Here is a 14834-nt window from a genome sequence, read left to right as displayed (position 1 = left end):
TTTATAGTAATATTAATTTGGGTCATCATCATGTCCTCCGTTTTATGGTTTTCTTGGTCGAAAACATTGTAACACGGGTCATGATGATGACCTATTCTTTTTACACAATTATATGGACTTAATCCTTCTTATCTGTCGTAGCAGTTGCTTCCCTTCCTCTTCGGGGGTTATGACCTCTTCTTATCTGTCGTAGCAGTTGCTTCCCTTCCTCTTCGGGGGTTATGACCCCTTCTTATCTGTCGCAGCAGCTGCTTCCCTTCCTCTTCGGGGGTTATGACATCTTCTTATCTGTCGCAGCTCTCGATCCCTTTCGCCTTCGGGGGTTGTGACCCCTTCTTATCTGTCGTAGCAGCTGCTTCCCTTCCCTTTGGGGACTGTAACCCCTTCTTACCTGGTGTAGTACCCGTTTTCCTAAAAAACAAAATTCTCCAAGTACTATTCTTTACTTACTTACACAAAAAATCCCTGTATCATTTTCATGATACAAGGATTTTTTTAAACCCAGCCTCTAAAAAGACATGCTTCTGCCAGCTTTTTGACGCCTACCATATAGGCTGCTAACCGCATATTAATATTGCGGCTTTGTGAAAGCTCATAAATACGATCGAAGGATTGGACGATTTTTTCACGCAGTTTCCATTCAATTTCTTCTTCTTCCCAGTAAAGACCCTGGTTGTTTTGAACCCATTCTAAATAGGATACTGTCACACTTCCGGCTCCTGCTAATACATCAGGTATTAGCAAAATATCCCGCTCTTGGAGAATCATTGTTGCCTCCAGCGTAGTTGGTCCGCTTGCAGCCTCTACTACTATTTTCGCTTTAATATTATAGGCATTTTCAGCCGTTATTTGATTCGCAATGGCTGCCGGCACTAAAATATCACAATCCTTTAAAAGAAGCTCTTCGTTTGGCATCACACGATCAAAGAGCGTTGTGATCGTTCCAAAGCTATCGCGGCGATCGAGAAGATAATTGATATCTAAACCATCGGGGTCATATAGTGCACCATAAACATCAGATATACCGATAATAATTGCACCCGCGTCATGTAAGAACTTGGAGACATATCCACCAGCATTGCCAAAGCCCTGGACAATAACCCGCGCCCCTTTAAGAGAAAGTCCACGCCGCTTGGCTGCTTCCTCAATACAAATGGTTATCCCTTTTGCTCCTGCTTTTTCCGAACCCATAGACCCTCCGAGTACCAAAGGTTTTCCAGTGATAAAGCCAGGAGAGTCGTTTTGCCGGAGACGGCTGTACTCATCATACATCCAAGCGATAATTTGCGAGTTCGTGTAAAGCTCGGGAGAAGGGATATCTTTTGTTGATCCAACCATTTGGCTAATGGCGCGGACATACCCGCGGCTTAACCGCTCTAGCTCTCCAAAGGACATTGTTCGCGGGTTACAAATAATCCCGCCTTTTCCGCCGCCAAATGGCAGATCACATATTCCGCATTTTATGCTCATCCACATCGATAAAGCCTTTACTTCATCTTCTGTTACGTTGGGATGAAAGCGGATGCCTCCCATCGTAGGTCCGACTGCATCACTATGCTGGGCACGGAAGCCTTTAAAGACCTTGGTGGAACCATCATCCATTCGAACAGGAATTCTGACTGTGACTGATTTCAATGGTTCCTCTAAAAGATGAAACATATCCTGATGATATCCGAGCTTTTTTAAGGCATCATGTATTACTATTTTTGTTGAAGTAAGAAGATTTAAATCATCTGCAGCCACTGTATCCTCTTCAATCGTCACCATGTTTGCACCCCTAGTTCATTTGTGATTAGCCAAGTACTTTGTTAATTCGTTCAATAGCCCAATCTAATTCTTCTTTAGTTATGACCAGCGGCGGCGCAAACCGAATGACTGTTTCATGTGTTTCTTTGCATAACAAACCATATTCTTTAAGTTTTTCACAATAATTTCGGGCTGATTCTGTCAATTCAACCCCAATAAATAAACCTCGTCCGCGAACTTCCTTTATTTTTGGATTGTGGATGGCTTTCAATTTATTGATAAAATACTCCCCAAGCTCTAATGATTTTTCGGCAAGCTTTTCATCGACAAGAACATCAAGGGCCGCTATTGAAACAGCGCAGGCCATTGGATTTCCTCCAAAGGTCGAACCGTGTGATCCCGGATTGAATACGCCTAAAATCTCTTTATTGGCAACGACACAAGAGATTGGGAAGACGCCGCCGCCAAGGGCTTTACCGAGGATATACATATCTGGTTCGATCCCCTCCCACTCACAGGCAAACATTTTGCCAGTTCGTGCTAACCCCGCTTGAATTTCATCGGCAATAAAAAGGACATTGTTCTCTTTACAAACATCGAATGCCGTCTTCATAAAGCCTTCAGGCGGAATGATGATTCCAGCTTCTCCTTGAATGGGTTCAATTAAAAAAGCGGCCGTGTTGGGAGTAATGGCTGCTTTAAGCGCATCGATATCTCCATAGGGTATTAACTTAATACCAGGAAGCATGGGCCCGAAACCGCGCTTATATTCAGCATCTGAAGATAGAGAGACCGCTGTCATCGTTCTTCCATGAAAGTTCCCTGTACAAGCGATGATTTCAGCTTGGTCTTCGGCTAAGCCTTTGACATCGTAGCTCCAGCGTCTTGCTGCCTTAACAGCTGTCTCAACCGCCTCAGCACCTGTATTCATCGGCAGTACCATATTTTTGTTCGTCAATTGGCAGACCTTTTCATACCATGGACCCAGCTGGTCGTTATGAAAGGCACGAGAAGTTAATGTAACCTTATCTGCTTGGTCTTTTAATGCTTGGACAATCTTAGGGTGGCGGTGACCCTGATTAAGGGCAGAATAGGCACTTAGCATATCCATGTATTTGTTGCCCTCAGGATCTTCCACCCAAACCCCTTCAGCGCGGGAGATCACGATTGGCAGGGGATGATAATTATGGGCACCATACTTCTCTGTTTGCTCGATCAATTTACTTGAGCTTTTATTAGAATCCATGATATTTCCTCCAGTTAATTTTGGCTTTTATGTATAGATACTTCTATTGTAGCCGAGGTCTTCTGAAGAATGAACAATTTTTAAAGTATTTTTTTATAAAGCGGGTATTCATTCCTATATTTCCCTAAAAAATAAGCCTGGTTCAAACTAGAAATTAGTTTTGAACCAGGCTTATGGTTTCCTTACTTTTTGATTAAATCTTCACGTGAAGATTGGTCAATCCACTCTTGCAGCTTGTCTTTTAAGGTATTAAAACCTTGTTGCCCTTCCGCTTCCGGAATGATAGCTGCAGCAGTACGTTTGCGCGGTTTCTTAGGTTTAGCAGCCTGTTGTACAGGTGCTTCTTCAGTAGCACGGATTGAAAGACCAATTTTACCTGCGGCTTCATCTATTGATAAGACTTTAACCTTAATTTCATCTCCAACTTTTAGGTGCTCATTGATATCTTTTACATAACCGTGCGTGATTTCAGAAATATGAACAAGACCTTGTGTATTTTCGTCTAATGCAACAAACGCTCCGTATGCTTGAATTCCGGTTACCTTACCTGTTAAAACACTTCCAACTTCAATTCTTTCTGTCATGAAAACACTCCTAAATAAATATTTATTTTTCCATTATATACGCATTAAAATATTATACCATAAACAATGAGTTTAATCAAAAACCTTATCAAATTAGATAGAATGTTGCACTGTAGGGAAAACTTAACATAAAGTTCATCGATGTATAAGGAGTGGGGAGGATTTCCATGTTATAATAATAGGGAATAAATAATTTTTAAATGAGGTGAACGGTATGCAATCAGTTGGAGAAATCATTAAAACGGGCCGTGAAATGCTTAATATGACTCAAGAAGAACTGGCTCAAAAGATTAGAGTTGGAACGCAGACAATTGTAAAATATGAATCTGGGGAACAAATTCCAAGTAATCAGACAATCTTAAAATTATCTACTGTTCTCGATATACCTGCATCAGAACTATTACAGCAAAGCACCTCTGTGAACCCTTAATGGAATAAATTTTTTAAAACGGTATATTTTGCCGTTTTTTTATTTTGGTTCCATTTTTTTTGTATAAAATCGGGGGAATTGGAAAAACTTTAATTATAAAGCTTTCTAGTATTCCCCCCTTTTTGAGAGGACAATCCGTCAGGTTGTCCTCTTTTTTTATCCCTTATTAGAACTGATCCTTCAAATCAAAAAGTACTTACAGGGAGCAAGATTGATTGGCTTTAATCATCAATAAATCTATGGCGATTCGACGACATTCCTCTATCGGGATTATTATTTCAAATGAAAACTCATAAATCGCTTGGATCCGCTTTGCTAACTTCAAGGGATCATCCAGTTCATGAACGGCTTGGATGGTATCAGCAATTTCCGGATCATAATCGCCATTTTCTAACTGGAATGGATTCCATTGATTCAAGACATCTACATATTGTAGGTTAATCCGTACCTCTTTCCGCATTTTTCTCCTCCATCCTTTTATATGAGCAAGTCGGGATTAGTTTACAAAGGTTACTAGCTTATCTAGGATTTGCTCCCCCGTCAGGAGAGCCTCTCCCCCACCTTGGGCAAAGGAATCATTCCCGCCGCCTTTACCCTTTATCAATGGCAAAATTTCACCGATCAGCTTTTTCATATTCTCGGTTCTCGCTTTCCCCTTTGCACACACCACTTGCAGCCGAGTCCCATCTATGGAAGCAAAAAATACGAGACTATTTTCATGCTCTGATACAATCATCCGTGCAAGCTTTTGAAGCTCTTGAATCGTCCTATTCTCAAAAACCTTTGTGATAACTGACTGATCCTGTTCTGCCAATTCTTTCGCTTCATATTGAAGCAAGGATTCTTTTGCCTGTTCCAATGCCTGTGTTAGTTGTTTTTCATTTTCTAACAAACGGATGACTGCCTGCTCCATGTCTTTTTCTGGTGCATTCAAGAGATTGGTTAATTGCAGTAATACGTTTTGTTTCTCCCCAAGCTTTCGGATGACACGAGAGCCGCAGGAGAATTGAATCCTGGTATTTTTTCGTTGTTTCTCCCAATCTAAAATTTTAACGGCACTGACATCACCGGTTGCTTTTGGATGTGTTCCGCCGCAGCCATTATAGTCAAAGTCCGGGATAATCACAAGCCGTATATCCTCTTTTACCTTTGTTTCTTTCCTTAATGCATACTGGGACAACTCTTCCTCTGTTACCCATTTTATTTCAATGGGCCGGTTCTCTAAGATTATTTTGTTGGCAAGCTCCTCAGCTTTTCCTGCTTCCTCCTCCGTCAATTCTTCTGTATCTAAGTCAATTGTCAGGTTTTCAGCTCCCATATGGAAGCCCACCGTTTTATAACCAAATAAATGGTCAAAAGCAGCAGACAAGATATGCTGCCCTGCATGCTGCTGCATATGATCGAATCTTCTATCCCAATCAATGGTACAACTCACATCAGAATCTGTTTGCTGTATTGGCGTCTCAAGATAGTGCCGAATTTCGCCGTTCACTTCTTCCACATTATGAACCGCTCTGCCTGCAATTTGACCCGTGTCATGCGGCTGCCCGCCTCCGGTTGGATAAAAAGCCGTTTGGTTGAGGACTACAAAATTTTTGCCCGTTTCATCGCATTCCTGCTTGAGTATACGTGCGGAAAAGGTTTGTATGTACGCATCTTGATAATATAGTTTAGCTTGCATGAGAAACACACCCCGTAACGTTTTTGAATGTAATCATTGTCTTAAAATAAAGGAATGAAATCAAGCAAAAAAGAAGACCTATCCCTTATATCAAAAGAACAGGTACTTCTCTTTATTTAATGTTTATTTATTTTTTTTCCGCTGGCCGAAAGAAGTGGGTGTATGCCCCTGCATGGAGCCGCCCATTCCTTGAGGAAAGCCCATTTGCTGTTGACCGCCCATCATATGCGGAAAGCCTCCCATTTGCGAATGGCTTCCCATTTGCGAATGGCTTCCCATTTGCGAATGGCCTCCCATTTGCGAATGGCCTCCCATTTGCGAATGGCCTCCCATCTGTGGATAGCCTCCCATTTGCGGATAGCCTCCCATCTGTGGGTAACCTCCCATTTGTGGAAATCCTCCCATCTGTGGGTAGCCTCCCATTTGTGGAAATCCTCCCATCATTTGTGGATAACCCATTTGTCCTGAAAATCCGCCAAATTGTCTTTTTTCCATAAGATCGCCTCCTTGCATTCTCCCTTCTAGTGTATGTCCACTTTTTGGATAAGCTTAGATGGATACCTATGGGATTGAAAATAAAAAACTAAACTGCTGCTCGCGGGATCGCTGTACTCTATTTCTTTTCGTCCTGTGCCTTTTTTTGTCCTGTCTGTTTCTTTTTAGAAATTTCGCCGCAAGCAATTCGGTTTCCCGAATCTCCCGCTGGCTGGGTCATCCCATCATCTTTTCCTTCATGAATCACAATGGAAGTTCCTTCTTTGGTAAACAGAGATTGTTTGCCGTTTTTCAAAGTAACATTAGGCGCCATTAAATCGGCCTTTACTGACCCGTCATCCTCGACAATTAAATTTGGCAGATCCCCTGCATGAGCACCTTTCGGATGGAGAAGCCCGTGCTCTTTATTTTCAGGATTAAAATGATTTCCGGCTGATTTAAAATCAGGAGCTTCGCACTTACCGGTATCGTGTATATGTATGGCATGTTCTCCGGCGGGAAGTCCCGTTAAATCAACGGTCATTTTCACACCACTTGACTGCTCAGCGAGTGTTATGGTTCCAAGTGAATCTCCTGATGGATTATACACTTGTACATCTAACTGTTTAACTTCCTTTTCCGTACAACCTGAAAGCAGGAGAAGCGGGATCATCATCCAGCTTTTCTTCATAAGTTTCTCCCCCTTTTTAGACATTTTGGGATTAGTATAGGCAATCGTTGCTTGAGCTATTCCAAAAGGGGGTAAGATAAAGCTTTAAAAAAAGGAACAGTATGGTTAACTGTTCCTTTGTGTCGTTTGATTCTTGTTTACTTGTTCTTCTAATTCCTTTGTTTTTAGTGCTTCCTTGTTGGAAATTTTGATAATAAGGCGCATGGTTACTAATGCACCGATTAAAAAAATAACACACGTAATGGCAGCAGGGATGTATTCTCTTTTATCTTCAGGAAAGTACAAAAATAACGCTAGTACGGATGGCAGAAACATTTCTCTTCTCCCTTTCTTTTAAAACCCCTAATCATTCACTTCATTATAGCAACAAAAAAGTTTCCGTACCACCAGAATGCGCTAGCTCCCATATAGCAAGAGATGGAGCAGCACCTTACACTATTTTAATACCTTAATTCCTTTGATCACGACATCTTGTTCTGGTTTGTCCTTTGCATCTACTTTTGTATCTGCAATTTTATCCACAATATCCATTCCCTCAATCACCTGGCCAAAAACGGTATGGCGATGGTCAAGCCACGGGGTACCACCGTTTTTGTCATAAGCATCAATGATTTCCTTTGGATAGCCCGCCTTGTCCATTTCCTCTTTCATCGCAGGGTCCAATGATGTTTTTTGAACGATAAAAAACTGACTGCCATTTGTATTAGCCCCGGCATTTGCCATGGATAAGGCACCGCGAAGATTGAAAAGATTTTCAGAGAATTCATCCTCAAATGGAGTCTTCCAAATACTCTCACCGCCGGTTCCGTTACCCTTAGGATCGCCGCCTTGAATCATAAAGTCTTTAATGACCCGGTGAAAAATCAATCCATCATAGTAGCCATCCTGACTGTGCTTAACAAAGTTTTCGACAGCTTTTGGAGCATACTTTGGGAATAGTTTAATTTTAATCGTACCCATTGACGTTTCCATTTCCACTAGTTTTTCATTTTCAGCTACCTCTGTTGAAAGCTGCGGATAGGTTGTATCTGCCACTTGCTTTGCTCCTTCCTGTTGTTCTGTTTTTGGCGCTGCAGTCTTTTTGTTTGTTGATACTTCGTCCTCTTTCTTTTGGCTTGTCCCACATGCGGTCAACATGAGAACAATCGTTATAAAAATCGATAGAAATAGCCATTTCTTGCTCATTTTATCATCCCTCCATTTTCTCACTTTAAACTTTTTGCACTATGTTTTTAATTTAGTCATAATGGAGAAGTGGAATCAAGTGAATTTTATAGATAAGGGGTGGTTAATGTGACAGACTTACAGGTTGGCAATGTAGTGACAGGGATTTATAAAACGGGAAAATATATCGGGGAAATAACAGAAATTCGCCCGCAGCATTACTTAGTCAGGGTGCTGGCAGTTTTGAAACATCCGATGCAAGGTGACCTTCACCATCCAAAGGATGCGGATGTCCACATGTTTCATGAAAGAAAAGCCCTTAGCTACAGGGAGCAGACGAATATTCCTAAACAAATGGTGAAATCGTTTGAGGGTGAGGTTCCAGATTACCAAGAGTCTTTAAAAGAAGCTTTAGGGAAAATGAGAAAAGAATTGGCAGAAACGAATTCAGAATGGGCGGACATGAGCCTTCGCGCGTTGGAATCCTTGGAAAGAGATTATAAGATTTGATCACACATATAAAGGCCAAATCAGTTTGAATGATTTGGCCTTTTATGCAAATTCATTTAATAGTTTTGAAAAATCAATTCTGTCGCCAATAGTGGTTGGTTTTGGTTTTTCCAAATAGCGTTTATCCTTCTCGACTAGTTTGAATATATTATAGGTAGTTAAGGCATCATCTAATGCCCGGTGATGTTTGCCTGTCCCTTCTTTCCCATATTCCTGAACGGCTTTCCAAAGACCTGTTTGATTTTGGTCGCCAAAGAAGCGTTTATATTCCATCGATAAATCTAATTCTGCCCCATTAAACGGGAATGGAACTCCCGCCATTAAACAATTTTGCCGAAGTACCTTCATATCCATATTTCCCCAGGTAACGATGGTTGTGTCAACATGCTCCTTATTGAATTCCGCCAATTTCCTAATGAGCTCGTAAATGGTTAAACCCCTGTCCACCTGTTGCTGCGTGATATGTAAGAATGATTTGCAGCGTTCGGATAATCTCGGAAATTTCAACGGGGTTACATAGGAAGAAAATTGTTCGGTTACTTGGTCATCCATCACAGCAACAATTCCTACTTCAATGATTTCCGCGAAAAAATCCTTCATACGAACATTTCTCTCTGGCATTGTAAACTCAAAATCAATAAATAAATATTGTTTCTTCGTTCTCAATTCATTCACCACCTTTTCTTTTCCATCTTACTACCATTATATAAAGATACCTGTACAAAAAATTGTGCTTTTTTTCTATTTTTTTATTATTATAGCACGAATTTCGTGGAAGTTTTTTAAATTTTTGTACAATGGCCAAAAGAAAAGCGCAAGCGTTCTGGTGGAGCAGGATAAAAAAGAATGGCAGCCCCATTCTCTTACAAACGAATTATTTTTTAAGTTTAATGATGGCCATTGTACATCTAGACACACAGATGAGCCGGTCTTGTTCATCGGTGATTTTAATATCCCAAACCATGGTGGTTTTTCCCTGATGTAATATTGTACCTACTGCCGTGACCATTCCGTCTGTTTTTGGGCGGACATGGTTAGCGTTTATTTCTAATCCGGCAACGGCTTCTGTTTCTTTGTCAACAAGTTCATAGGCACCAAGGCTGGCAACTGTTTCCGCTAAGGCCACTGATACTCCTCCATGCAGCAATCCAAACGGCTGTTTTGTGCGGTGATCAACAGGCATGACGGCTACTACTTTCCCTGGTTCCAATTTTGTAATTTCCATTCCGAGCGCTTCAATTAGTGTGTCCTTAATCATCTTACCCCTCCGGTTCATATTCTGATTACATATTAACCTATTCTTCACTTTTGTTGATATTCCTTTAACTTTTATAGAGTAAGAAAAAGAAAAAAACAGCTGCAAGAGCTGTTTTTAATTTAAATTTAATAAAAACCAGGGTAACCGAATCCAGGACCACCAAACCCAGGGTATCCGAATCCAGGATATCCAAATCCAGGGTAACCGCCATAGAATGGCCGAGCCGCAAAAGATGCTCCAAGTCCTCCTCCAAGTAAGCCTCCTAAAAAGCTAAGTCCACCGATCGCTAATGGCCAGCCAAGACCGAAAAATCTCTGATCCTGTACTGGGTATGGGCTTCGATATGGGTACATACCTTATTACCTCCTTTTTCTATACTTGCCTACACTATTTCATATGCGAAAACACTAGGTTTGGAGTGGGCAAATAGAAAAGCGGAAGCGCCCGTTTAGCGGCGTATGACCTGGAGCCCTTTGACTGAGATAAAGGAAACACGAAGAGCGATAGCGATTCGATGTTGACTTATCGTAGGGAGAAGGGCGAAGGGCACTAGCCGCTGGGCGCTGGAGCTAGACAATAAAAGCGAAAGCGCCCGTTTAGCGGCGTATGACCTGGAAGGCGGGCACTATTCCTTTTTTTGACCGTTTTGGCTTCCTCTTTACCATGACGGGCACTATCCCTTTTTATTTTGACCGTTCAGAGCTTCCTTTTTCCCGTGGCAGGCACAATCCCTTTTTATTTTGACCGCTTCGGCTTCCTTTTTGCCACAGCGGGCACTATCCCTTTTTATTTTGACCGTTTTGGCTTCCTCTTTACCATGACGGGCACTATCCTTTTTTATTTTGACTGTTCCGGCTTCCTTTTTACCTCAGCGGGCACAATCCCTATCCCCCCGGAGCCTTCATGCGGACAGTTTCTTTCCACGCAAAAAGAGCTGCCGGATCTTCCTCCGGCAGCATCTCATATTATTTTTCAATTGGTTCAAAGCGTTCCACAAACAATGCAAGGGTACGGGTCATCACACCGGTTGCCCCCGCTGGACCTAGGTCATAATCCTTCGATGTGGTGGCTGTTCCGGCAATATCTAAATGAACCCATGGCGTTCCTTCTGTAAATTCACCAATAAACGCACCCGCTACCAGGGCGTGTCCTTCACTGCCAGGAGAGTTATTTAAATCGGCCACTTTACTATTGCGCACACGTTCTTTTTCCGTCTCAAACAACGGCAATAACCACATCTGCTCTCCGGCTTCAACAGATGCCTCCAACACTTGTTCATACAAACCATCATGATTGGTCATCGCTCCAGTAGTATGCAAACCAAGTGCGGTAATCACTCCGCCTGTTAAGGTAGCCACATCAACTAAATAATTAGCCCCATGGTGTTTAGCATAGGTTATTGCATCTGCTAAAACGAGACGTCCCTCGGCATCGGTGTTTAACACCTCAATAGTTTTACCATTCATAGAGGTAATCACATCATCTGGTTTAAAGGCTCCACCTGAAATCATATTATCGGTGGATGGAATAACCGCGACAACGTTTTGCTCCGGTCTAATTTCCCCTATGATTTCCATTGCACCAAGAACCGCAGCGGCCCCGCCCATATCGGTTTTCATCCCCACAATACCAGCCTTCGTTTTAATCGAATAACCGCCAGTATCAAAGGTAATCCCTTTTCCAACCAGGCCGATGACATCGGTCCAATCCTCTTTTCCTTGATATCTTAAAACAATCATTTTTGGAGGCTCTAATGACCCTTTATTAACAGCAAGGAATGCCCCCATGCCTAACTTCTCAATCTCTGCTTTATCAAGAATTTCGACTTCAAAGTCGTATTTAGCAGCTAGTTCTGAAGCATAGTTCGCTAAATCGGCAGCTGTCAATAAATTACCTGGAGTATTTACAAGCGTGCGGGCTGAGTTTGTTGCCTTTCCGAATGCATATCCAACCGTTAAAGATACCTGCACATCCGCTTCTTCAGCTGTACCACTATAAACCGTTACATTCTCAAGTCTTTTCTCCGGCTCATTGGATTTTTGTTTATATCCTTCAAATTGATACGTTGCAAGCGCCATGGATTCACCCAACGCATGTGCTGCGTCTAGACTATTAAGTTCTTCTGTCACAAAGGTATCTAAATAAACCGCTGTTTCCTCCTGTTTATTTACCTTTAACTGTTTAAAGACCTTACCAAAAGCTTCTCGAAGCTTATCAAAGGATAAATCCTTTTCTTTCCCTAGACCTACAAAATAGATCTTTTTTGCACCAATTTTTCCAAAACTATGTACTTTCGTAATGCTTTTTAGCTTAGCGGAAAGATCCCCCGCCTTTACTAATTCTGTTAACTGCCCCTCAAACTTTTCATCTAAGCCGGCTAATACTCCGGTAAATTTTTCAGGCTTTTCAAACAAGCCCACGACTAAGCCCTCGTGGCTCGCTGATAAGTCTAACTCTTTTTTTACATGATACATACTCCATCACCTCCATAATATACTATTACATTATATCGAAAATTATCATTTACTTCGATAATCTAAGTATTTTTCCAATTATAAAAAGCAGGCACAAGGCCTGCCGATTACAAAAGTATTGTTATCTTTTTTCAGAGCTTGTATACTGCTGGCGGAATACTTGGAGTGTTTTATCATTATTTAAAGTTTGCAATTCCTCTTCCGTTAGATGCCCATTTCCTTTTTGTACGACATAAACCTCCACCTGCTTTTTCCCCCATTGCTTATAGACATCCTCCACTGTTTTATAATAAAGGTCTAATTCATTTCCCTTTATTGCGCCTCCCTTATCCGCCACAACCCCGTATCCATATCCAGGGATAAATAGAATCGTTCCGATGGGAAACACGTTTAAATCAGCGGCTACAGTTGAAAATAAGTCACGTTTCACTTTAACACCTGAGTAGGTAATTCCATATTCAGGATGACCCTGGCTTTTCCCAGTGGATTCATATCCTGCTGTATATCCTGTAGCTGTTACGGCATATTTTGGGTACTTGGACCAATCAAAAGCGTCCTCAAGAGGCGGAGTTGGTGCTCCAGAAACTGCTTTAGTAAACGACAGCGCTGACGCAAATGGCAGGATGAACGATTTTGCACTTACGCCAGAAATGGACTGAAAAGTTGCGGCTAATGCCATAATAAAAAGACAAATCATCGCAAATCGTTTCGTCCAATTTTTAAGTTTATCCATTGAATTTTTCACTCCTCCAAAAATATTCATTCCCAATGCGTTGGGAAATATACAACTAGAGGATGAAAAGTATGATAAAAAAGTAAAAAGACCTTTACGCACTGGTAAAAGTCTTAAAACATTTGGTATCCATTTTTCCGTAATAACTTTATCGTAAAACCAGCAGCAATCGCGCCTGCTAGTCCACTAATCAAAATAAGTATATCGGCAGTTGCTAGTCTGCTGATTCTTGCCCCAAGATCTTCAAAGGCGAATTTACTATTTGTAAAGTAATCTACAAACTCCACTTTATCTACAATAAAAATGGCTACAATCGGGTAAACTATTGCCATTACCCACGACATTCTTAGGAGCATATTCAGGATAAAACCGATTCCAAAAAATAAGACAAAAAATAGCACGATCGAAATAATTAGGACTACAATGCTCATCTGCACCTGACAATTCCCCCTTTTATACATCCATTAGTGTACTTAAAAAGCCCTCGGAGAGTCAAGAAGAAAAGCACAAAAGCCGATTAGCATACGACAGGAGCGGAGATAGATAATTTTTAATAAAAGTAAGCAAAAAAAATAGCCTCTTAGAGTAAGAAGCTGAATGCTTAGTTATCTTTATTCTTACCGGTTCCTTCACAGTTTGGGCATGTCTCCGAACCTCCGAGTACTAATTGAAAATAGCCCTTCCCCTTACAATAATCACACGTTTTCGTTGTATCGATCGTTTCTACTGTCATCTTATTCGCCTCCCTAGTATATTAACTTAATTTTCTGATAATATACCAAGGAATCATGAAAAAGAAAAGAGCTAAATTCACGCAAAATTAACTATGAAAACGGATACATGTCAGATTATCTTCCATTTACGATAGGTTGCTCAATTTATCGAAAAATTAAAAAAATAATTTATAGGAAGTGTAGCCAAACTGGTTTCCTGGGTTAATATCATTTGCTCCAGGTTTAATAACTGATAGACTTTCCTGAATTAAATAATGTAATAGGATGGAGGCATCCTTTTCTAAACTAAGATCCTCTGGTGCCATAAAACATGCCTCAAACAATTCCTTTTCTTGATGAGTAACTGTTAAATCTCCGGTTGGCTCTAGCAAAAACACAAGCAAATTATCACTAATTTCTCCTTTAATAACACCTGTCCTTAGCCCCAGCAGGCCCTTTACTGAACAATCGATACCGGTTTCTTCTTTGACTTCTCTAACTACTGCTTGATCGGCTGTTTCTCCTTCATCCACAAATCCAGCTGGCAGTGACCATTTGCCCTTTAAGCCGCCGTATCTTTTTTTTACAACGAGCCATTCCCCTTTACTGGATTTTACTAAACCGGAAACAGCCAGCCATACCTTTCCGCGTGTTTTATGACTGCTCATGCAACAATACCCCTTTCTAGAAAAAGTACTATTTTGTTCATCCTTGCGTTTCGCATGTGAACGTCTTTGGACGGGACATTACTGTTTTGTCCTTTTCTTATCTAAAGGTGAGCCGACTTTAGACAGGACTACGGGTTTGGGACCTCCCCTTGTCCGAAGGTGAGCCGACTTTAGACAGGACTACGGGTTTCGGACCTTCTCTTGTCCGAAGATGAGCTGACTTTAGACAGGACTACGGGTTTCGGACCTTCCCTTGTCCGAAGATGAGCCGACTTCAGACAGGTCTTTGAGTTTCGGACCTTCCCTTGTCCGAAGATGAGCCGACTTCGGACAGGTCTTTGGGTTTCGGACCTTCCCTTGTCCGAAGATGAGCCGACTTCGGACAGGTTTTTGAGTTTCGGACCTTCCCTTGTCCGAAGATGAGCCGACTTCAGACAGGTCTACGGGTTTTGGACCTTCCCT

At 41.5% G+C, this 14834-nt stretch carries 19 protein-coding genes; 2 read left to right on the top strand and 17 right to left on the bottom strand.

The window, feature by feature from the left end:
- Positions 1–495: 495 nt before the first annotated feature.
- The 3 genes from J7E81_RS30370 to yugI form a co-directional block, all read right to left on the bottom strand.
- Positions 496–1767, bottom strand: coding sequence for a Glu/Leu/Phe/Val family dehydrogenase (locus tag J7E81_RS30370; protein ID WP_215047851.1), 1272 nt, complete (start codon positions 1765–1767; stop codon positions 496–498).
- 25 nt (positions 1768–1792) lie between these two features.
- Positions 1793–2992: an ornithine--oxo-acid transaminase gene (locus J7E81_RS30365; RefSeq protein WP_215047850.1), complete on the bottom strand. Its 1200-nt coding sequence runs from the start codon at positions 2990–2992 to the stop codon at positions 1793–1795.
- A gap of 182 nt (positions 2993–3174) precedes the next feature.
- Positions 3175–3576, bottom strand: a complete 402-nt coding sequence (yugI, locus tag J7E81_RS30360) for a S1 domain-containing post-transcriptional regulator GSP13 (protein ID WP_215047849.1) — start codon at positions 3574–3576, stop codon at positions 3175–3177.
- A gap of 214 nt (positions 3577–3790) precedes the next feature.
- Between yugI and J7E81_RS30355 the strand changes: the two genes are divergently transcribed.
- Positions 3791–4006, top strand: a complete 216-nt coding sequence (locus tag J7E81_RS30355) for a helix-turn-helix domain-containing protein (protein ID WP_215047848.1) — start codon at positions 3791–3793, stop codon at positions 4004–4006.
- A 196-nt stretch (positions 4007–4202) separates the two neighbouring features.
- On the opposite strand, the gene J7E81_RS30350 is transcribed toward J7E81_RS30355, so the two are convergent.
- The 6 genes from J7E81_RS30350 to J7E81_RS30325 all read right to left on the bottom strand — a co-directional run bounded on the left by J7E81_RS30350 (position 4203) and on the right by J7E81_RS30325 (position 8037).
- Positions 4203–4466: a DUF1871 family protein gene (locus J7E81_RS30350; protein ID WP_215047847.1), complete on the bottom strand. Its 264-nt coding sequence runs from the start codon at positions 4464–4466 to the stop codon at positions 4203–4205.
- Positions 4467–4502: 36 nt separating this feature from the next.
- Positions 4503–5687, bottom strand: coding sequence for an alanyl-tRNA editing protein (locus J7E81_RS30345; protein ID WP_215047846.1), 1185 nt, complete (start codon positions 5685–5687; stop codon positions 4503–4505).
- Between the two features lie 123 nt (positions 5688–5810).
- Positions 5811–6182: a hypothetical protein gene (locus tag J7E81_RS30340; protein WP_215047845.1), complete on the bottom strand. Its 372-nt coding sequence runs from the start codon at positions 6180–6182 to the stop codon at positions 5811–5813.
- 118 nt (positions 6183–6300) lie between these two features.
- Positions 6301–6852: a superoxide dismutase family protein gene (locus J7E81_RS30335; protein WP_215047844.1), complete on the bottom strand. Its 552-nt coding sequence runs from the start codon at positions 6850–6852 to the stop codon at positions 6301–6303.
- A 105-nt stretch (positions 6853–6957) separates the two neighbouring features.
- The gene (locus tag J7E81_RS30330; protein ID WP_215047843.1) at positions 6958–7167 is read right to left on the bottom strand and encodes a hypothetical protein; all 210 of its coding nucleotides are present in this window, start codon (positions 7165–7167) and stop codon (positions 6958–6960) included.
- A gap of 120 nt (positions 7168–7287) precedes the next feature.
- A complete protein-coding gene (locus J7E81_RS30325) occupies positions 7288–8037 on the bottom strand; it encodes a peptidylprolyl isomerase (RefSeq protein WP_215047842.1) in 750 nt (249 codons plus the stop codon).
- 108 nt (positions 8038–8145) lie between these two features.
- On the opposite strand from J7E81_RS30325, the gene kapB reads away from it, so the two are divergent.
- Positions 8146–8526, top strand: a complete 381-nt coding sequence (kapB, locus tag J7E81_RS30320) for a kinase-associated lipoprotein KapB (protein ID WP_215047841.1) — start codon at positions 8146–8148, stop codon at positions 8524–8526.
- A gap of 42 nt (positions 8527–8568) precedes the next feature.
- Here the strand turns inward: kapB and kapD are convergent, their stop codons facing one another.
- The 8 genes from kapD to J7E81_RS30280 form a co-directional block, all read right to left on the bottom strand.
- Positions 8569–9192, bottom strand: coding sequence for a 3'-5' exonuclease KapD (kapD, locus tag J7E81_RS30315; protein WP_215047840.1), 624 nt, complete (start codon positions 9190–9192; stop codon positions 8569–8571).
- 208 nt (positions 9193–9400) lie between these two features.
- Positions 9401–9784: a hotdog fold thioesterase gene (locus J7E81_RS30310; RefSeq protein WP_215047839.1), complete on the bottom strand. Its 384-nt coding sequence runs from the start codon at positions 9782–9784 to the stop codon at positions 9401–9403.
- Between the two features lie 125 nt (positions 9785–9909).
- A complete protein-coding gene (locus J7E81_RS30305) occupies positions 9910–10137 on the bottom strand; it encodes a hypothetical protein (protein WP_215047838.1) in 228 nt (75 codons plus the stop codon).
- A 612-nt stretch (positions 10138–10749) separates the two neighbouring features.
- A complete protein-coding gene (locus J7E81_RS30300) occupies positions 10750–12258 on the bottom strand; it encodes a leucyl aminopeptidase (RefSeq protein WP_215047837.1) in 1509 nt (502 codons plus the stop codon).
- Positions 12259–12379: 121 nt separating this feature from the next.
- Positions 12380–12991 (bottom strand): 3D domain-containing protein, encoded by a 612-nt coding sequence (locus tag J7E81_RS30295; RefSeq protein WP_215047836.1) that lies wholly within the window; start codon positions 12989–12991, stop codon positions 12380–12382.
- A 113-nt stretch (positions 12992–13104) separates the two neighbouring features.
- On the bottom strand, positions 13105–13428 hold the full coding sequence (locus tag J7E81_RS30290; protein WP_215047835.1) for a YuiB family protein: 324 nt from the start codon (positions 13426–13428) through the stop codon (positions 13105–13107).
- 164 nt (positions 13429–13592) lie between these two features.
- Positions 13593–13724 (bottom strand): YuiA family protein, encoded by a 132-nt coding sequence (locus tag J7E81_RS30285; protein ID WP_215047834.1) that lies wholly within the window; start codon positions 13722–13724, stop codon positions 13593–13595.
- A gap of 156 nt (positions 13725–13880) precedes the next feature.
- Positions 13881–14372: an NUDIX domain-containing protein gene (locus J7E81_RS30280; protein ID WP_215047833.1), complete on the bottom strand. Its 492-nt coding sequence runs from the start codon at positions 14370–14372 to the stop codon at positions 13881–13883.
- Positions 14373–14834: the final 462 nt, after the last annotated feature.

Source organism: Bacillus sp. ISL-18 (genome assembly GCF_018613415.1).
Lineage (GTDB): Bacteria > Bacillota > Bacilli > Bacillales > Cytobacillaceae > Neobacillus.
Note: the sequence above shows the minus strand (reverse complement) of the source record. Positions and strands in the feature narration are given on the sequence as shown.

What these genes read in the sequence shown, in the direction of transcription:
- J7E81_RS30340 (WP_215047845.1), bottom strand. Translation starts at nt 6,182, where the DNA reads ATGGAAAAAAGACAATTTGGCGGATTTTCAGGACAAATGGGTTATCCA.
- J7E81_RS30300 (WP_215047837.1), bottom strand. Translation starts at nt 12,258, where the DNA reads ATGTATCATGTAAAAAAAGAGTTAGACTTATCAGCGAGCCACGAGGGC.
- J7E81_RS30365 (WP_215047850.1), bottom strand. Translation starts at nt 2,992, where the DNA reads ATGGATTCTAATAAAAGCTCAAGTAAATTGATCGAGCAAACAGAGAAG.
- J7E81_RS30370 (WP_215047851.1), bottom strand. Translation starts at nt 1,767, where the DNA reads ATGGTGACGATTGAAGAGGATACAGTGGCTGCAGATGATTTAAATCTT.
- J7E81_RS30325 (WP_215047842.1), bottom strand. Translation starts at nt 8,037, where the DNA reads ATGAGCAAGAAATGGCTATTTCTATCGATTTTTATAACGATTGTTCTC.
- J7E81_RS30280 (WP_215047833.1), bottom strand. Translation starts at nt 14,372, where the DNA reads ATGAGCAGTCATAAAACACGCGGAAAGGTATGGCTGGCTGTTTCCGGT.
- J7E81_RS30310 (WP_215047839.1), bottom strand. Translation starts at nt 9,784, where the DNA reads ATGATTAAGGACACACTAATTGAAGCGCTCGGAATGGAAATTACAAAA.
- yugI (WP_215047849.1), bottom strand. Translation starts at nt 3,576, where the DNA reads ATGACAGAAAGAATTGAAGTTGGAAGTGTTTTAACAGGTAAGGTAACC.
- J7E81_RS30355 (WP_215047848.1), top strand. Translation starts at nt 3,791, where the DNA reads ATGCAATCAGTTGGAGAAATCATTAAAACGGGCCGTGAAATGCTTAAT.
- J7E81_RS30345 (WP_215047846.1), bottom strand. Translation starts at nt 5,687, where the DNA reads ATGCAAGCTAAACTATATTATCAAGATGCGTACATACAAACCTTTTCC.
- J7E81_RS30335 (WP_215047844.1), bottom strand. Translation starts at nt 6,852, where the DNA reads ATGAAGAAAAGCTGGATGATGATCCCGCTTCTCCTGCTTTCAGGTTGT.
- J7E81_RS30330 (WP_215047843.1), bottom strand. Translation starts at nt 7,167, where the DNA reads ATGTTTCTGCCATCCGTACTAGCGTTATTTTTGTACTTTCCTGAAGAT.
- J7E81_RS30285 (WP_215047834.1), bottom strand. Translation starts at nt 13,724, where the DNA reads ATGACAGTAGAAACGATCGATACAACGAAAACGTGTGATTATTGTAAG.
- J7E81_RS30295 (WP_215047836.1), bottom strand. Translation starts at nt 12,991, where the DNA reads ATGGATAAACTTAAAAATTGGACGAAACGATTTGCGATGATTTGTCTT.
- J7E81_RS30305 (WP_215047838.1), bottom strand. Translation starts at nt 10,137, where the DNA reads ATGTACCCATATCGAAGCCCATACCCAGTACAGGATCAGAGATTTTTC.
- J7E81_RS30350 (WP_215047847.1), bottom strand. Translation starts at nt 4,466, where the DNA reads ATGCGGAAAGAGGTACGGATTAACCTACAATATGTAGATGTCTTGAAT.